The organism is Pseudomonas sp. A0308, assembly GCF_044218815.1.
GTDB classification, from domain to species: Bacteria; Pseudomonadota; Gammaproteobacteria; order Pseudomonadales; family Pseudomonadaceae; genus Aquipseudomonas; species Aquipseudomonas iridis.
Map to the genome: position 1 here is coordinate 3,435,020 of NZ_CP162581.1, position 16,372 is coordinate 3,451,391.

Genomic DNA, 16,372 nt, shown 5'->3' on the forward strand with positions numbered 1-16,372 from the left:
CCGCAATCCACGTTGCGCCGAGGGCGCAGGGGAGAGGTCGTGATGGAACGTTCACCGTGGCACGCTGGCGAGCAACAGTTACAGGCCCATGTAGGCGTTGCCGAACGCATGGAGGCTTTCGGGCGTAAGGTGATTCGCACCTGGATGCCCGACCAGCACCGCGAGTTCTATCAGCAACTTCCCTTCATGCTGTACGGCGCGGTCGATGCCCAAGGTCGTCCGTGGGCCAGCGTGCTCGAAGGCGCGCCGGGGTTTGCCCATTCGCCTGATGCCGAGCATCTGCGTTTCAGCACGTTGCCCGCCGGCGATGATCCGGCGCAATTGCGTAACGGCGAGCCCATCGGGTTGCTCGGGATTGAACTGCATACGCGGCGGCGCAATCGCCTCAACGGCCATATCGGTGATCTAGGCGTTAACGGTTTCGATGTGAGCGTCGATCAAGCCTTTGGCAACTGTCCGCAATACATTCAGCTGCGCCAGTTTCAGCGCGTGCCACTGAGTGATCCGCAGACGCGCCCACCTCAGCATCTCGACACCCTTGATGACGCAGCCAAAGCGCTGATCGAAGGCGCCGATACGTTCTTTGTCGCCAGTTATGTCGATGTCGATGGTCAGCGTGCGGTGGACGTTTCCCATCGTGGCGGCCAGCCCGGGTTCGTTCGGGTGGAAGGCAATCGTCTGACCATCCCGGATTTTGCCGGCAATCTGCACTTCAACACCCTCGGCAATCTACTGCTCAACCCCCAGGCTGGCTTGCTGTTCATCGACTTTTCCACAGGCGATCTGCTGCAACTCAGCGGGCGTACCGAAATCATCCTGGAAGGGCCGCAGATCGAGGCGTTTCAAGGCGCCGAACGGTTTTGGACATTCGAGGTGGAGAAACTGGTTCGCAGGCCAGCAGCGCTGGCCTTGCGCTGGCGCTTCGACGGCATGTCGCCCACCAGTCTGTTGACCGGAAACTGGGCACAAGCCGATGCGCGTTTGCAGGCGCAAGCCCTGCGTAACCAATGGCGGCCGTTGCGCGTGGCGAAGATCGAAATGGAAAGCCACAGCATCCGCTCGATTTATCTGGAGCCAGACGATGGCGCCGGTTTGCCGGTGTTTCTTGCGGGCCAGCATTTGCCTGTGAGGTTTACCCTCGACGGCGAGGTGCACATCCGCACGTATAGCCTGTCGAGTGCGCCATCGGATGGTTTTTATCGGATCAGCGTGAAGCGCGAAGGTCGCGTGTCGACCCATCTGCATGAGCAGATCCAGGTGGGTGATGTAGTGGAGGCGCGGGCGCCTCAGGGGCATTTCACCGTAGCGCCGCTGGAGCGACGGCCACTGGTGTTGTTGGCCGCCGGGGTCGGCATTACGCCACTACTGTCGATGCTGCGCGAGGTGATTTATCAAGGCCTGCGCACGCGGCGGATTCGTCCGACGTGGTTGCTGCAAAGTTCACGCAGCCTGGCCGATCAGCCTTTTCGAAGGGAGCTGGATCGCTTGTTGGAAAGCGCTGGCGACGCGGTGCGGGTCCTGCGGTTGCTCAGTCAGCCGGAAGCGGACGCGCACGAGGGCGAGGATTTCGACGTGCGCGGGCGGATCGACGGCGCGGTATTAAGGGATCTGCTGGAGGTCGAGGACTACGATCAAATTGATTTTGTGGTCTGTGGCCCCGGCGGTTTTACCCAAGGGCTTTACGACGGCTTGCGTGAGCTGGATGTGCGCGATGCGCAGATTCACGCCGAAACGTTCGGCCCTTCGACGCTCAAGCGTCGCGCCGATCCGGATGCGATTGTCATTGAACAACCGCCCGCAGCCACCACATCCGTGCCGGTGGTGTTCGAGCGTTCGGCAAAGGAAGCGCGCTGGCAGCCGGACGGCAGCAGTTTGCTGGAGCTGGCGGAAAGTCGCGGATTGCGCCCCGAGTTCAGTTGCCGCGGCGGTTCGTGCGGCACCTGCAAGACACGGCTGGTCAGCGGCGCAGTCAATTATCCACAGCCCCCGGCCGAAGTGCCGGAGGCGGGGCATGTGTTGATTTGTTGTGCGGTGCCGGCGCAAAGCGATCAGCCGCTGGTGCTGGATTTGTAATGCTAGCGCCCCTGTAGGAGCTACCGAAGGCAGCTCCTACAGGGAGTGGATTCCAAGCCAGTTCAGGCGTAGGACAAGGATTTTTCTTCCAGCAGCTCTTGGTACAACTCTGTCCATTTGCGGCCCATCTCATCGGCTGTGAATAACTGCCGGTAACGGGCTTCGGCCTTGGCGCCCATGGCGGCAGCGCGATCGGGGTTCTCCCACAAGGTGCGCATGGCTTCGCGAAACGCCTGTGGATTACTTGGCGGTACGACCAGCCCGGTCTCGTTGTGGATATTGATGTAGCTGGTGCCGGTGCCGATCTCGCTGGAGATCATTGGTTTGCCGTACATCGCGCCCTCGAGCAGTGAGATGCCGAACGCTTCCGAGCGCAGATGCGATGGGAAAACAATGGCGTAGCTCAATTGCAGCAAGGCGACTTTGTCTTCATCCCCCAAGCGCCCAAGGAAGTGAATATTGCGCAGACCCAACGTGGCGGCCTGGGCATGCAGCGCTTGCTCCAGCGGACCCGCGCCGACGATGACCACTGGATAATCCACGTCCTTCATGGCATCCAGCAGGATGTGCAGGCCTTTGTAGTAGCGCATGACCCCGACGAAGAGGAAAAACTTATCCCCAAGCTGCTGGCGCCAACGGTTGATTCGTTCGCTATCAGGCTGTGGATAACCTGCCTTGTTCAAGCCATAGGGAATCACCCGGGTCTTGTCTTGAAACTGTTGCAACACATCACTGGTGTGCAGGTAATTCGGCGACGCCGCGACAATCCGGTCGGCACTGGCGAGAAAACGGTTCATCAGCGGCCGATAGAGTTTGAGCAGGTGTTTCTGGCGGATGATGTCGGAGTGGTAAGTGACCACGCTCGGTTTGTTCATGCCGCTGGCAAAATGCACCAGGTCCATAAAGGGCCAGGGGAAGTGGTAATTGACCACGTCGGCCTCGGCCGCCATCTCGCGAAACTGTTTGAACACGCTCCAGGAAAATCCCGTGGAGGCGAACTGTATATCGAGTTTTGCCCGGTGCACTTCGTGTTGACCCAGCTTCACCACGGGTGGATTTGGATCAGCACTGAGGGTCAGCACTTGGCCATCGATGCCATGCTGGGCGCCGCTTTCGCACAGTTGGAAGATCACTTGTTCGATGCCGCCGACCGAATCGGGCAGGTACGTTTTGAAGAAATGAAGAACTCGCATTCAACCTCCCATGGCCTGGCGGTAGGCACCGGCCGTGGCCTGTGCGCAACGCTGCCAGGAAAAAAACCGCGCCTGCTGCAAGCCGGCTTCTCGGCATGCCTGCCAATGTGTTTGATCGTCGATCAGTCGGCTCATCGCATCGCGCAAGCCGTCTGCATCGTCGGCGTCGATATAGTTGCCGGCAGCCCCCGCCACTTCCGGCATTGCCGAAGAGCGATTGACCACCACCGGCGTGCCGCTGGCCATCGCCTCCAGTACTGGCAGGCCGAAGCCTTCATACAGCGACGGAAAAATTAGTGCCCGAGCGCCGGCCAGCAGTTGCGCCACTTGTTCATCAGGCAGGTAGCCGAGCAGGCAAACATTTCCACTGGCCAACGCACGGCGCAGCTCTTCACTGAGCTGCTCACGCTGCCAACCGGCCATGCCGACGATCAACAGCGGAAAGCGTTCGCGCACCGCTTCCGGCAGCAGGGCATGGGCGCGCAACGCCAGGCTCAGGTTCTTGCGTGGCTCCAGCGTGCCGACACACAGGAAGTACTCGCGAGCCTGCACGGCATGAGCCTTGAGTACCGCGCTGATCGTGTCGGCTTCGCGTGGATGAAACCGCTCGGCGACGCCCAGTGGCGCCACCACAAAACGCTCGGCGGGCAGTCCGAAATAGTCTTGCGCCTCGTCGGCAATTGCCTGTGAGTCAGTCAGAATCACCTGCGCTTGCTCGATGCCAAGGGCCAGCCGTCGCTCGATTTCCCTGAGCCGAGCCGAGGGCTGAGTCTCGGGAAAATGCAGATGCGTCAGATCGTGCAGGGTGATCACCGTCGGGCCATCGAAAGCCAGCGGCCACAGACTGGGCTCGTGATACAGGTCGATGCCTTGCGCGCGGCCCTGATCGAAGCGCTTTTGCTCCATCCAGCGCCGTGCCTGATAGGCTCCGGGAATTTGCCGCAGCAGTGGCGTCAAACGCGAATAGCCGGGCATGGCCGCTTCCGGTAGCGCCGAACTCCAGCCCCAACCATGAAACAGCGTCATTTCGACGTCGGGCTCGCTGCGCAAGGCGTTGACCAGTTCGGCGACGTAGTGGCCGATGCCGGTGCGCGGCGCCTGCAGAATCCGGGCGTTAAGAGCAATGCGCATGCTGGCTCTCCGGGATTGCCGGCGAAGGATGCAAATTGTGCTCGATGCGTTCAACCAGTTGCGCACTCGCTTCGCGCCAGCTCAGCCAGCGCCACTGTTCCAGGCTCAGCGGTGCTGGAAAGACCCGGCTGCGTTCCATGTCGGTGATCAGGTGGGTCAGGCTCTGCGGGTTGGCCAGGTCGAAATACGCCATGTAATCGCCGCCGATCTCGCGAAACACCGGGATATCACTGGCCATCGCCGGTAAACCGCGTTGCATCGCTTCCACCAGTGGCAGACCGAACCCTTCTACATAGGACGGGAATACCAGCGCCGTCGCATGGGAGTAGGCATGTTCGAGGCTTTTGTCCGAGAGTGTGTTGTACATGAACAGGCGGCGGTTCAGCTCGGGATGCCGGCGGATACGTTCGATCAACGCTTCGCACTTCCAGCCGATCTTGCCGACGATGCATAACCGCGCTGTGGACCCCGTGGCCCAGGCGCGCTCGAATGCATCGAGCAGGTAAGCGTGGTTTTTGCGCGGCTCGATGGTGCTGACCATGAGGAACACAGGTTCGGCTGTTTTGAACATGTGCAGCAAGCCTTGATCTACCTTGGTATCGGTGTCGCTCAAGTCCAGTTCCGAGCCGAGATGGAAATAATCGAACCAGCGCTGTGCGACCTGTTGCGAACCGATGCGCCGCAGCATTTCCTCGCGCACCTGATCGCGGATGGTCGCCGAAATTGCCACATAGCCGTCCGCTGTGCGGGCGATCCAGTCGAACCAGTCGTTGAACACTTTGACCAGCCCGGCATCGCAGAACTGTGGATGGGTCAGCGGAATCAGGTCATAGATCACCGAAACGATACCGACCCCGTCACGCTTGAGTTGCTCGGCCAGGGGGAAAAAATTGGCGTGCCAGGACGAGTCGAGCAGTACCAGTTGATCGCCAGCCCGATGCTGTAACGGCACGCAGCGCTCGGGAATTTGCTTGCCCTTGAGGGCTCGCTCCAGCAGGCGCCTCGGCAGGCTGAAACAGGCGAAAGCACTCAGCCGGCACCCGACGTACAACACGCGGCGAGCGAAATGCGACTGGTTGAATGGACGGCGGCGCTCCAATGCACGGTGGCGCAACCAGAAAGCATTGGCCCACTGCTCGAGTTTCACTCGCAGGCTGATCAGATCCAGCTTTGCCGATTTCAGTGGCGCCAGGCTCTTAACTTGATACAGACCACCACCGATCATCACCACCGGAATGCATTCAACGTTCTCGTCGGCGGCCGGCAATTGCTGGATGACGTTGCGGACCACGCGCTGAATGCCCGAGTTGGCGCTTGGGTGTTCGAACACGTAAGTGCATTCCACCAACAATCGCGTCATCGCGAGATCTCCGTATCAGGCGTTGGCGTGAGGTTGCCACTGGAGCGAGTGATTTCAGTGTGCGCTTGCAGCCAGGCGCAGCCGACGAAGTCTTCCTGACGGTTGTTGATCACATGGAAGATCAAGCCGTAGTCGCGCCACTCGAAGTTGCGGTCCAGGTGCGAATCCAGCCGCGACAGGCTCAGCGCCACCGAATAACTGCCCTTGCCCAGACGCATGTCAAAGGCGAAGCGGAACGTTACGCGATCACCTGCACTGAGCTCGACGACCGGTTTGTCGAGGCGATGGGTATTGATTCCGTAAATCGCCTGGCCCAGGCGATCCTTGATCATGAAGCCGAGAATCAGCCGTTCGATGTCTTCACGTACTTCTGTCTGAACTTCCAGCACCACTGGCTGGCCGACTTCCGCCACTTCGAGGCTGCGCCCCTGCGCATCGAGCAGGCGCACGCTGATGATTCCGGCTTCGCCGGTGCCGGAAATGGTTTGTACCTGACCGTTGGCGAGCATCTCCTGACGCACGATCTGGCCTTCACGCTGGGCGAGCATGGCGTTGTAGTAGTCCATGACTTCTTCGGGCTTGCCGCGCATGGCCAGACGCCCGTTTTCCAGAAGGATCGCGGTATCGCAGATCGACTGGATGGCCGAGCGGTCGTGGGAAACAATCAGCAGCGTGGTGCCGGCCTTGCGGAAGCTGCGGATGCGCTCGAAGCTTTTGTGCTGGAAATAGGCATCGCCGACCGACAGCGCTTCGTCGACGATCAGGATGTCCGGGCGCCGCGCTGTGGCGACACTGAACGCCAGACGCATCTGCATGCCGCTGGAATAGGTGCGCACCGGCTGATCGATGGCTTCGCCGATTTCGGCAAAACTTTCGATTTGCGGCATTAGCGCGTCGATCTCTTCAACCTGCATCCCCAGCAACTGGCCGGCCATGAAAGCGTTCTGGCGACCGGTAAAGTCGGGGTGGAAGCCCATGCCCAGTTCCAGCAGCGCGGCGACCCGACCTTGCAACTGGATCTGTCCGCAGGTCGGTTGAGTGGTGCCGGTGATCATCTTCAGCAGAGTACTTTTGCCCGCGCCGTTGACGCCGACAATTCCCACGGCTTCGCCGGGCTGAATCTCGAAATCAACGTCCTGCAAGACCCAGTGCAAGTGATGCCGGGGCCGGGAAAACGGCACCAGCCATTCAAACAACCGGCTCCAGCGATTGGGGTACTGTTTGTAAGCCTTGGCCAGGCCACTGACGCGTATGTGCCCCATCAGAGTTCATCCACCATTTCACCAACCCGTTGGCGGAACAGGTGCAGCGCCAGGGCGCAGAGCACGAGTCCGATGATCAGCAACGGCGTCAGGGAGGACCAGTCCGGCCATTGGTTGTAAAGGAATACATTCTGGTAACTGGTCATCAACGCAGTCATCGGGTTGAGGCTGATCACGTGCTGGATGCCCGGGGGCAGGATCGACAGCGGATACACGATCGGTGTTAGCCAGAACCAGAATTGCAGGCAGATACCGAACATTTGCCCGACATCGCGAAAGAACACATTGAGAATGCCCAGCAGCATGCCGAGTCCGGCGGCGAAGACCACTTGCAGAATCAGCAGCGGTATCAGCGCCAGCAAGGCCATGCCGGGCAGGCGTCCGCTGATCAGCAGAAAGCCGAAAAACAGCCCTAGAATAATCGCGAAGTTAATGCCGGCATTGAGTAGCGCAATCACGGGCAGGCAAATGCGCGGGAAGCTGATTTTCTTCAGCAGGTTGGCGTTTTCCAGAAACATACTCTGGCTGCGCGTAGTGATTTCGGCGAACAGACCCCAGGTCAGCAGGCCGGCGCACAGGTAGACGCTGTAGGCCAGGCCATCGTCCACCCCTGGCAGGCGGGCGCGCATGATCTGGGAGAAGATTACCGTGTAGACGATGATCATCGACAGCGGATTGAGCACGGTCCACAGCGCACCAAACAGCGAGTTGCGATACCGCGCTTGAAACTCTCGCTTGACGCTACCGAGGATGAATCCACGGTAGCTGCGCAGCGAGCGGTACAGGGAAAGCAGCATTCAAACCGTCCTGCCGTATTGGTCTTCGAAGCGAACGATGTCGTCCTCTCCCAGGTATTCGCCGCTTTGCACTTCGATGATCACCAGGTCGATTACCCCGGGGTTTTCCAGGCGATGCTTGTGGCCGGCGGCAATGAAGGTTGATTCGTTCTTGGCCACCAGCGTCGTGCCGCTGCCGTTATTGGTGACCTTGGCCATGCCCTCGACCACCACCCAGTGTTCGTTGCGGTGATGGTGCATTTGCAGGGACAGCTTGGCGCCGGGTTTGACCACGATGCGCTTGATCTTGAAGCGCGGGCCTTCCTCGAGCACGGTGTAGGTGCCCCAAGGGCGGCTGACCGTACGATGCAGGCGATAGGCTTCGTGGGATTCGTCCTTGAGTTGTTTGGCGACGCGCCGGACATCCTGCGCGCGGTCAGCGTGGGCAATCAGTACGGCATCGGCGGTGTCGACCACGATCAGGTTATCCACACCGACGGCGGCCACCAGCCGACCTTCGCTCTGAACGAAGTTGTCGTGGCTGTCGATGAATATCGCTTCGCCGCTGGCGCGGTTGTTGTCGGCATCGGCTGGCACCAGTGCAGCTACGGCGTTCCACGAACCGATGTCACTCCAGTCAAAACCGGCGGGCACCACCACGACTTTTTCCGAGCGCTCCATCAGCGCGTAGTCAATGGAGATGTCGGTAATTTCAGCGAACAACTCCGGCGACAATTCCTGCTGCAGGCAGCCAACGGTTTCCACCGGGACACTGGCAGCCATGCAGGTGCGGGTCTGCTCCAGCATTTGCGGTGCGTGCAGTTGCAGTTCGGCAATCACCGTCGCGGTGGTGAAGCAGAACATGCCCGAGTTCCACAGGAAGTTGCCGCTCTCCAGATAATGCGTGGCAGTTTGAAGATCAGGTTTTTCCACGAAGCGCTGCACTTTGGCCGCGCCTTTGGCGTCCAGTGGCGCACCGGTTTCGATGTAGCCGAAGCCGGTCTCCGGGGCTGTCGGGATCACGCCGAAGGTCACCAGATAACCGTCTTTCGCCAGATTGACCGCATGCTCGACCGCACTTTTCAGCGCGCCTTGATTGACGATCAAGTGGTCGGCTGGCATCACCACCATGATCGCGTCATCGCCATGCAAGGCTTGCAGCGACAGTGCCGCTGCGGCGATTGCCGGAGCCGTGTTACGCCCGGTCGGCTCCAGCAGGAAGTGCCCGCGATGGCGCGACACGTGGGCGGCGCAGTAGTGATCCTTGCTCTGGAAGTAGTACTCGCGGTTGGTCACCGTGACAATGTCGCCCCAACCGTCGAGCAACGCTGCCGCACGCTGGTAGGTCTTGCCCAGCAGCGATTGGCCGTCGGGCAGGGTCATGAACGGCTTGGGATGGCCCTCGCGGGACACCGGCCACAAACGGGTGCCGGCACCGCCGGACAGAATCACGGGGATCAGCATGGCCTACTCCTTGGCGACGCGTTTCATGTCCGCGTCCATCATCATGCGGATCAAGGTATCCAGGTCGGTTTTCGGCTTCCAGCCCAGCACGCGCTGAGCCTTGGCCGGATTGCCGAGCAGCACTTCGACTTCGGCCGGGCGGAAAAACGCAGGGTCGATCTTCACGTAATCACGGTAGTTGAGGCCGACGTGATCGAAGGCGATGCGGCACATTTCGCGCACCGTGGTGGTGACACCGGTGGCGACCACGAAATCGTCGGGTTTGTCCTGTTGCAGCATCAGCCACATGGCTTCGACGTAATCGCCGGCAAAACCCCAGTCGCGTTTGGCGTCGATGTTGCCCAAAGCCAGTTCCTGCTGTTTGCCTTGCTTGATACGGGAGGCGGCGTCGGTGACCTTGCGCGTGACGAACTCGATGCCGCGCAGTGGCGATTCATGGTTGAACAGGATGCCGCTGCTGGCGTGCAGGTTGAAGCTTTCGCGGTAGTTGACGGTGATCCAGTGACCGTACAACTTGGCCACGCCGTACGGGCTGCGCGGGTAGAACGGTGTGTTCTCGTCCTGCTGTTCAGCCTGGATCAGACCGAACATTTCGCTGGTCGAGGCCTGATAGAACCGGGTGTGCGGGCTGAACTGGCGGATCGCTTCGAGCAAGTGAGTGACGCCCAGGCCATCGACGATGCCGGTGGTCACCGGTTGATCCCAGGAGGCGGCAACGAAGCTTTGCGCCGCCAGGTTGTACACCTCGTCCGGGGTCGACTTGATCACGGCGCGCTGTACCGAGCAGGCGTCGGCCATGTCACCGTCCAGGTAGACAATGTCGGCTTCGACGCCCATTTCGCGCAGGCGCCAGCGTGAATCGCTGCTGCGCCGAGCCACAAAGCCGTAGACCTTGTAGCCTTTGTCGAGCAGCAGTTTGGCCAGATATGCGCCGTCCTGGCCGGTGATGCCTGTGATCAATGCACTTTTTGTCATTCTTGTCGTACTCGCTTCTCCCAGTCGGACAGGATCGCCCGCAGGGATTGTTGTGTGGTGATGTCTGGCGCCCATCCGGTGGCTGTGGCCAGTTTTGCGTGGCTGCCGCAAACGCGGCGTTGATCGGCACGCCGCATGCGCGCCGCATCCTGAACCAGTTGCATCTCGACTTCTGCCAGATCTGCCAACTGCTCGATCAGGCTGCGGATACTTTGCTCGCGCCCCGAGCAGATGTTGTAGACCTGCCCAGATTGGCCTTTTTCAAGCAGCGCGAAGTAGCCCGAAATCACGTCGGCGACATCAAGGAAGTCGCGGGTCACGTCGATGTCGCCGACTTCCAGTTGTGGCGCTTGCAGGCCTTGTTTGATGCGACTGATCTGGCGGGCGGCGCTGGCGATGACGAAACTGTCCTTCTGCCCGGTGCCGATGTGATTGAACGGCCGCGCTACCAGCACTGGCCACTGTTCGCTCATGCCCCATTGCAGGCTGAGGAACTCCGCCGAGAGTTTGCTCACCGCATAAGGGTTGCGCGGGCAGGGCGGTTGCAGCTCAGTGATCGGCAGAGCGCTTTCGCCGACCTGGCCGTAGACGTCGCCGGAGCTGACGTACAGGAAGGTGCCGGCGAAGCCGCGCGCCTTGAGGGCTTGCAACAGGTTGAGGGTGCCGATGAGATTGATGTCGAGCGTGCGCGCCGGATCGCGAAAGGCTTCGGGGACGAACGTCTGCCCGGCCAGATGGATGACCGCGTCGGGTACTTGAGGCCAGAGATCGACGAGGCTGCCCGCGTCCGTGAGGTCGTAGGGCGTTGCGGCAGACAGAAGCTCCCACGGCGAATCGGGTAGCGCCAATCGTGACTGAATATGTTGTCCCACGAAGCCACTGAGGCCCGTAATGAACAGACGCTTTTTCAAACCGCGACCCCTTGGTCTTGAACTTGCGCCGCTTTCCCACATGCTTTGAGGGGAAGTCTGTCAGACCGATGGAGAAAAACGGCAAGACGGCAGGCGAAGTCAGTTGTTGTAGTTGTTTGGTGCCAATCTGTGCCAATTGCGCGGCAATTTCAACAGGCAAACCGTGACTGGTCAGTTCTCGTTAGCGTAGTCAGATTTTTCTCATCGTGCGGTTCACGAATCCTCGACGGATGTGTTTAGAATGCCCTTCGTCGCGATTGCCCAAAGTTCACCGTGGGTGTTGCGCAACAGGGTGAAACCAACCACTAAAACAAGAACGAAGACGTGCCTGTAGATGAAGTTCAAGCCCCGGTGATGCCGACTTGATCCGACGTCGGGCCGTCATAGCATGAAGCGGTCGGGATGGCGGCTTCATCGTGGGATGCCATGAATTTCATTCTTTACTCGGACGTCAACGACAGTTCCATCAGCCAGAGTCTCGGGCGTCCCGAATACAGTTACTACTTCGTGCTCAAGGCTTATCGGCCGGTGCTGGAAAGCCTTGGCCGCGTGCATGTGGTGGCGTCGGTCGACGAGGTCGATCCGCTGTACCGGCAGTTGAGCGAGGCCGGTCAGGAATGCCTGTTCCTTTCGTTTTCGCCACCGCACAAAACCCCGATCGATCTGCAGTGCCCGATGGTCTGCGTGATTGCCTGGGAGTATGACTCGATCCCGTCCGAGTGCTGCGACGACGATCCTCGTCAGGACTGGAGCCAGACCCTGGCACGTCATGGCCGGGTGATTACCTTGTCCACCCATACCGCGCAGGCGATCCGCCGGACTTTGGGTGAAGACTTCCCCGTGCTGGTACTACCCACACCGTTGTGGGAGCGCTTTGCGCACGTGCGCAGAGACTTTCCAAGTGTCCCGGTAAACCCGGGCACCACGCTGCAGATCAAGGGCTGCATCATCGACAGCCGAGTACTGGGGCTGTCCGCCGATGGCTTGATCGCGCCGATATTCAATGAGCAGGAGCTGGAAACTCGCGGCCTGGTGGAACCAGAGCCGGAACCCGAAGTACCTGTGCCACTGACCTTGCGCCGACGCGTATTCATTTCCAAACACTACTTGCGCGAAAGCTTCCGGGCGCTGACGGCGCCAGCTGAACACCCGCCGCTTTTTTTACTCAAGCACAACCTGCTGCTGTGGTATCGCGAAGCCTTGTGCGATGTAGTGCCAAATGCCATCCGCCAGCAACTGACGAAATTGCGCACGCCGGCCGCGCCAGCAGCACCCTTGCCGGTGCCCACCACCGTGAGCGAGGCGATGCAACCTGACGCCCATCCGCAAGCGGCGTTGCCCGACACCAACGAGCAGGTACAGATCGACGTCAGTGGCGTGGTCTATGTCAGCGTGTTCAATCCCGCCGACGGTCGCAAGAACTGGCATCACCTGATCACCGCCTTCTGCTGGGCCATGCGTGACAACGAAGACGCCACGCTGGTGTTGAAAATCACCCAGAACGACTTGTCGAGCTACTACGTTCACTTGATCACCTTGCTCTCGCAACTCTCGCCGTTTGCCTGTCGGGTGGTGGTCATGCACGGCTATCTGGACGACGAGGAGTTCGCCAGGCTTTACGGTGCCGCGAGTTTCTACGTCAACGCTTCGCGCTGCGAAGGTTTGTGCCTGCCGTTGATGGAATTCATGTCCTGCGCCAAACCGGTGATTGCCCCGAACCACACGGCGATGCACGACTATATCGATGAGCGGGTCGGATTCGTCGTCAAGTCCAGCCATGAGCCGACGATCTGGCCGGAGGATGTGCGCATCCTCTACCGTACCCTGCGCCATCGCCCGGACTGGGGCTCGCTGAAAGCCGCCTATGAGGACAGTTACGCCATGGCCAAAAACCATCCGGATGCGTATCAGGCGATGGCCGCGGCAGCCAATGAACGCATGCGCGATTACTGCGGCTTCGCCCCGGTTCAGCAGCGCGTGATGCAGTTTTTCGAACTCAAGGCGCAGAGCGAAACCACGCCGCTGACAGCCGAGTCGAGGACTGCCTCATGTTGATCATCATTCATTCGGAAACCAACAAGAGCAACATCCAGCAAAACCTCGGACGGCCCGAGTACAGCTACTACTTTGTGCTCAAGGAGTTCCGCCCGGTGCTGGAGCGCATTGGTCAGGTCATCGAAGTCAGCAACCCCGACGAACTGGTGGATCGCCTGTATTTCGACTGTCTGAGCCGGGGTGAAGAGTGCATCTACCTGTCGTTCTCTCCACCGCACCGCACGCCGATTCATTACGCCTGCCCGACCATCCCGGTGTTTGCCTGGGAGTTCAGCACCATTCCCACCGAGAGCTGGCAGGGCGAACCGCGCCACGACTGGCGTGTGGTGCTTGAAGCATGTGGCCGGGCGATTACCCATTCGACATTCACGGTCAACACCGTGCGCGATGTGATGGGCGAAGACTATCCGGTCTGTGCGATCCCCGCGCCGGTGTGGGATCGCTTCGCCGCCCGCGGTGAGCATCTGGAACGACACCCTGTGGTCGAGCCGGTCACGCTGAACCTGCGCGGGCTGCTGATTGACAGTCGCACCGTCGACTTGCGGCCTTACGGTCCACCCGGACGCTGCGAAGGCACCCCGATGTCCTTTGCCGCGCCGGCGCAGGATTGCCCGTTGCAGCTGGAGGGCGTGGTCTACACCTCGGTGTTCAATCCTTACGACGGGCGCAAGAACTGGCAGGACATGATCAGCGCGTTCTGCACGACATTCCGTGACACTGCCGATGCGACGCTGGTGCTGAAACTCACGCACCACGACATCGCCAATGCGCTCACCGACATGCTCCACCACTTGTACAAGAACCAGTCCTACCAATGCCGGATCGTGCTGATTCACGGTTATCTGGCGGACGGTGATTACGAACGGCTGGTGCAAGCCACCAGCTTCGTGGTCAACAGTTCATACGGTGAAGGCCAGTGCCTGCCGCTGATGGAATTCATGTCATGCGGCAAACCGGCCATTGCGCCACTGAACACGGCGATGGCTGACTACGTGAACAGCGACAACGCGTTCATCGTCGACTTCACCGAAGAGCTGACGGCCTGGCCGCATGACCCACGCGCCGCCTACCGCACGATGCGTTACATGACCAATTGGGATTCGCTGTGTGCGGCCTATCGCGCCAGTTATGAGGTGGCGAAAGCCGATCAGCCGCGTTACGCCGCAATGTCGGCCGAAGCCGTGCGCAGCCTGCAGCGGTTTTGTAGCCAGACCACCGCCGAACAGCGTTTGCGGGCATTTTTTGCCCAGCGCTCAGCCACCGCCGAGGCAGTATCCGTGGAAGCCTCGGGCGCATGATCCGGCGTCTGCTCGCCCGCTTTCGCCCGGCACCTGTAGCGGTCTCCTTGCCAGAGCCGACGCCGGCTCCGCGCGATACGGTGTCGCCGCGCGACGTCGGTTTGCGTGACGCCGTCCTCGACGGTTGGTTTTTGGGTGACAGCGGCGAGTTGCTCAAGGGCTTTGCAATCACGGCTGACGATACGTTGCTCGATGTGGGTTGCGGCGAAGGTGTAGCGACACTGTTTGCGGTCCGCCAAGGCGCCTCGGTGATCTTCACCGACAGTGAACTGGACAAGGTGCGCGACCTTGCTCGTCAGGTCGAAGCGCAAAGTCGCCAGTCGAATCTCGGGCTGGTCAGCAACAGTTTGCCGTTACCGCTGGCCGATGGTTGCGCGAGCAAAGTGGTGTGCATGGAAGTGCTGGAGCATATCGACCAGCCTGAGCCGTTCATGGCCGAACTGGTGCGCATGGGCCGTCCCGGCGCGCAATACCTGCTCAGCGTGCCGGCGCCGATTGGCGAACAGCTGCAAAAAGGCATTGCTCCGGCCAGTTACTACCAGTCTCCCAATCATGTGCAGATTTACACCGAGGAGCGCTTCGCCGCGCTGGTAGAGGACGCGGGTCTGGTGATCGAGCATCGTCAGGCCAACGGTTTTTTCTGGGTGATGGGCATGATCTTTTTCTGGGCCGGCGAACGTGCGGCCGGTCGGGACCCCGCCGGTGCGGTACGGGATCGAATCCAGGAGCCGTTCATGCCTTTGATGGAGAGCTGGGCCAGAACCTGGCAGGACTTGCTCGATCAACCCGAAGGCCTCGCCATCAAGCAGACGCTTGACCGTTTCATGCCCAAGAGCCAGGTGATCATCGCCCGCAAACCGCTGGACGCGGGACAGACGTCATGAGCGGCGAACCGATCATGAATATCAATTTTGGAGTCACCTCATGCTGAGCTTTTTGAGAAAACTCACAGCGGCGACCCCCGCCCCGGTTGCTGCGCCCGTCGCGGCGGTCACGCCGGTCGCCGAGAAGGTCGATCCGTTCATGCTCGGTCTGCACGATGCCCAGCTCAGTGGCTGGTTCAACGAGGAGACGGGAGAGCTCTATAAAGGCTTCCCGGTATCGGCGGATGACATCGTGATCGATGTCGGCTGCGGTGACGGCGGCAACATGCAGTTTTGTGGCAGGCGCGGGGCGCGGCTCATTGTCGCCGACATTGACGGCGACAAGATCGAACAGGCCCGCCAGCGTTTGAGCGAGACCCCGGCGCGCAGTGTCGAGTGCCACGTCACCGACGGCAATCCACTGCCGATTGCCGATGGCACCGCCACCCGCGTGGTCTCCACCGAAGTCCTCGAGCATGTCGACGATCCGGCGCAGTTCCTCACCGAACTGGTGCGCGTCGGCCAGTCGGGGGCGTTGTATCTGTTAAGCGTGCCGCACCCGAGCTCCGAAGACCTGCAAAAAGACATTGCTGCACCGGCGTATTACGAGAAGCCCAATCACGTTCGCATCATCAGCGAAGAACAGTTCAAGACCATGGTCAGTGAAGCCGGTCTTGAGGTCATCAGCCACAGTCAGTACGGCTTTTACTGGTCGATGTGGATGCTGCTGTTCTGGGAGGCGAAGGTCGACCTGAGCAACCCCGATCACCCGTTGCTCAATCACTGGGCCAATACCTGGCAAGCCTTGCTCTCGTCACCCCGCGGCGCACAGATCAAAGATGCGCTGGAAACGGTGGTGGCGAAGAGTCAGGTGATCATTGCCCGCAAGCCTTGAGCCGCTTACCTCAAGGCATCGCTGGATCTCACTGTAGGAGCTGCGGCACGCTGCAATCTTTTGATCCTGATTTCAAAAATCAAAATCAAAAGATCGCAGCCTCGTTTCACTCGACA

General features: G+C 60.2%; 13 protein-coding genes. 5 read left to right on the forward strand and 8 right to left on the reverse strand.

The features are described from left to right. Window positions 1-42 precede the first annotated feature (42 nt). Window positions 43-2,073: a pyridoxamine 5'-phosphate oxidase family protein gene (locus tag AB4P92_RS15825; RefSeq protein WP_395597849.1), complete on the forward strand. Its 2,031-nt coding sequence runs from the start codon at window positions 43-45 to the stop codon at window positions 2,071-2,073. Between the two features lie 62 nt (window positions 2,074-2,135). Here the strand turns inward: AB4P92_RS15825 and AB4P92_RS15830 are convergent, their stop codons facing one another. The 8 genes from AB4P92_RS15830 to AB4P92_RS15865 are packed head-to-tail and all read right to left on the reverse strand — an operon-like array spanning window position 2,136 to window position 11,145. Further along, entirely contained in the window at window positions 2,136-3,266 is a 1,131-nt protein-coding gene (locus AB4P92_RS15830; RefSeq protein WP_395597850.1) for a glycosyltransferase family 4 protein, read from the reverse strand. Next, window positions 3,267-4,397, reverse strand: coding sequence for a glycosyltransferase family 4 protein (locus tag AB4P92_RS15835; RefSeq protein ID WP_395597851.1), 1,131 nt, complete (start codon window positions 4,395-4,397; stop codon window positions 3,267-3,269). Continuing rightward, entirely contained in the window at window positions 4,381-5,757 is a 1,377-nt protein-coding gene (locus AB4P92_RS15840; RefSeq protein WP_273877413.1) for a glycosyltransferase family 1 protein, read from the reverse strand. Before AB4P92_RS15840 ends, AB4P92_RS15835 begins: the two co-directional genes overlap by 17 nt. Then, window positions 5,754-7,019 carry an ABC transporter ATP-binding protein gene (locus AB4P92_RS15845; protein ID WP_047304325.1) on the reverse strand — a complete coding sequence of 422 codons (1,266 nt, stop codon included), beginning with the start codon at window positions 7,017-7,019 and terminating at the stop codon, window positions 5,754-5,756. Before AB4P92_RS15845 ends, AB4P92_RS15840 begins: the two co-directional genes overlap by 4 nt. Then, a complete protein-coding gene (locus AB4P92_RS15850; protein WP_047304323.1) occupies window positions 7,019-7,816 on the reverse strand; it encodes an ABC transporter permease in 798 nt (265 codons plus the stop codon). The genes AB4P92_RS15845 and AB4P92_RS15850 overlap by 1 nt, the downstream gene beginning before the upstream one ends. Next, entirely contained in the window at window positions 7,817-9,259 is a 1,443-nt protein-coding gene (locus AB4P92_RS15855; protein WP_395597852.1) for a mannose-1-phosphate guanylyltransferase/mannose-6-phosphate isomerase, read from the reverse strand. It lies immediately after the preceding gene. 3 nt (window positions 9,260-9,262) lie between these two features. Next, window positions 9,263-10,234 (reverse strand): GDP-mannose 4,6-dehydratase, encoded by a 972-nt coding sequence (gene gmd, locus AB4P92_RS15860; protein ID WP_047304319.1) that lies wholly within the window; start codon window positions 10,232-10,234, stop codon window positions 9,263-9,265. After that, entirely contained in the window at window positions 10,231-11,145 is a 915-nt protein-coding gene (locus tag AB4P92_RS15865) for a GDP-mannose 4,6-dehydratase (RefSeq protein ID WP_047304317.1), read from the reverse strand. The genes gmd and AB4P92_RS15865 overlap by 4 nt, the downstream gene beginning before the upstream one ends. Window positions 11,146-11,571: 426 nt before the next feature. On the opposite strand from AB4P92_RS15865, the gene AB4P92_RS15870 reads away from it, so the two are divergent. The 4 genes from AB4P92_RS15870 to AB4P92_RS15885 are packed head-to-tail and all read left to right on the forward strand — an operon-like array spanning window position 11,572 to window position 16,256. After that, the gene (locus AB4P92_RS15870; RefSeq protein ID WP_210623266.1) at window positions 11,572-13,200 is read left to right on the forward strand and encodes a glycosyltransferase; all 1,629 of its coding nucleotides are present in this window, start codon (window positions 11,572-11,574) and stop codon (window positions 13,198-13,200) included. Then, a complete protein-coding gene (locus tag AB4P92_RS15875; protein ID WP_042561878.1) occupies window positions 13,194-14,498 on the forward strand; it encodes a glycosyltransferase in 1,305 nt (434 codons plus the stop codon). Before AB4P92_RS15870 ends, AB4P92_RS15875 begins: the two co-directional genes overlap by 7 nt. Further along, a complete protein-coding gene (locus tag AB4P92_RS15880; RefSeq protein ID WP_395597853.1) occupies window positions 14,495-15,382 on the forward strand; it encodes a class I SAM-dependent methyltransferase in 888 nt (295 codons plus the stop codon). The genes AB4P92_RS15875 and AB4P92_RS15880 overlap by 4 nt, the downstream gene beginning before the upstream one ends. A 40-nt stretch (window positions 15,383-15,422) precedes the next feature. Then, on the forward strand, window positions 15,423-16,256 hold the full coding sequence (locus AB4P92_RS15885; RefSeq protein WP_395597854.1) for a class I SAM-dependent methyltransferase: 834 nt from the start codon (window positions 15,423-15,425) through the stop codon (window positions 16,254-16,256). Window positions 16,257-16,372 lie beyond the last annotated feature (116 nt).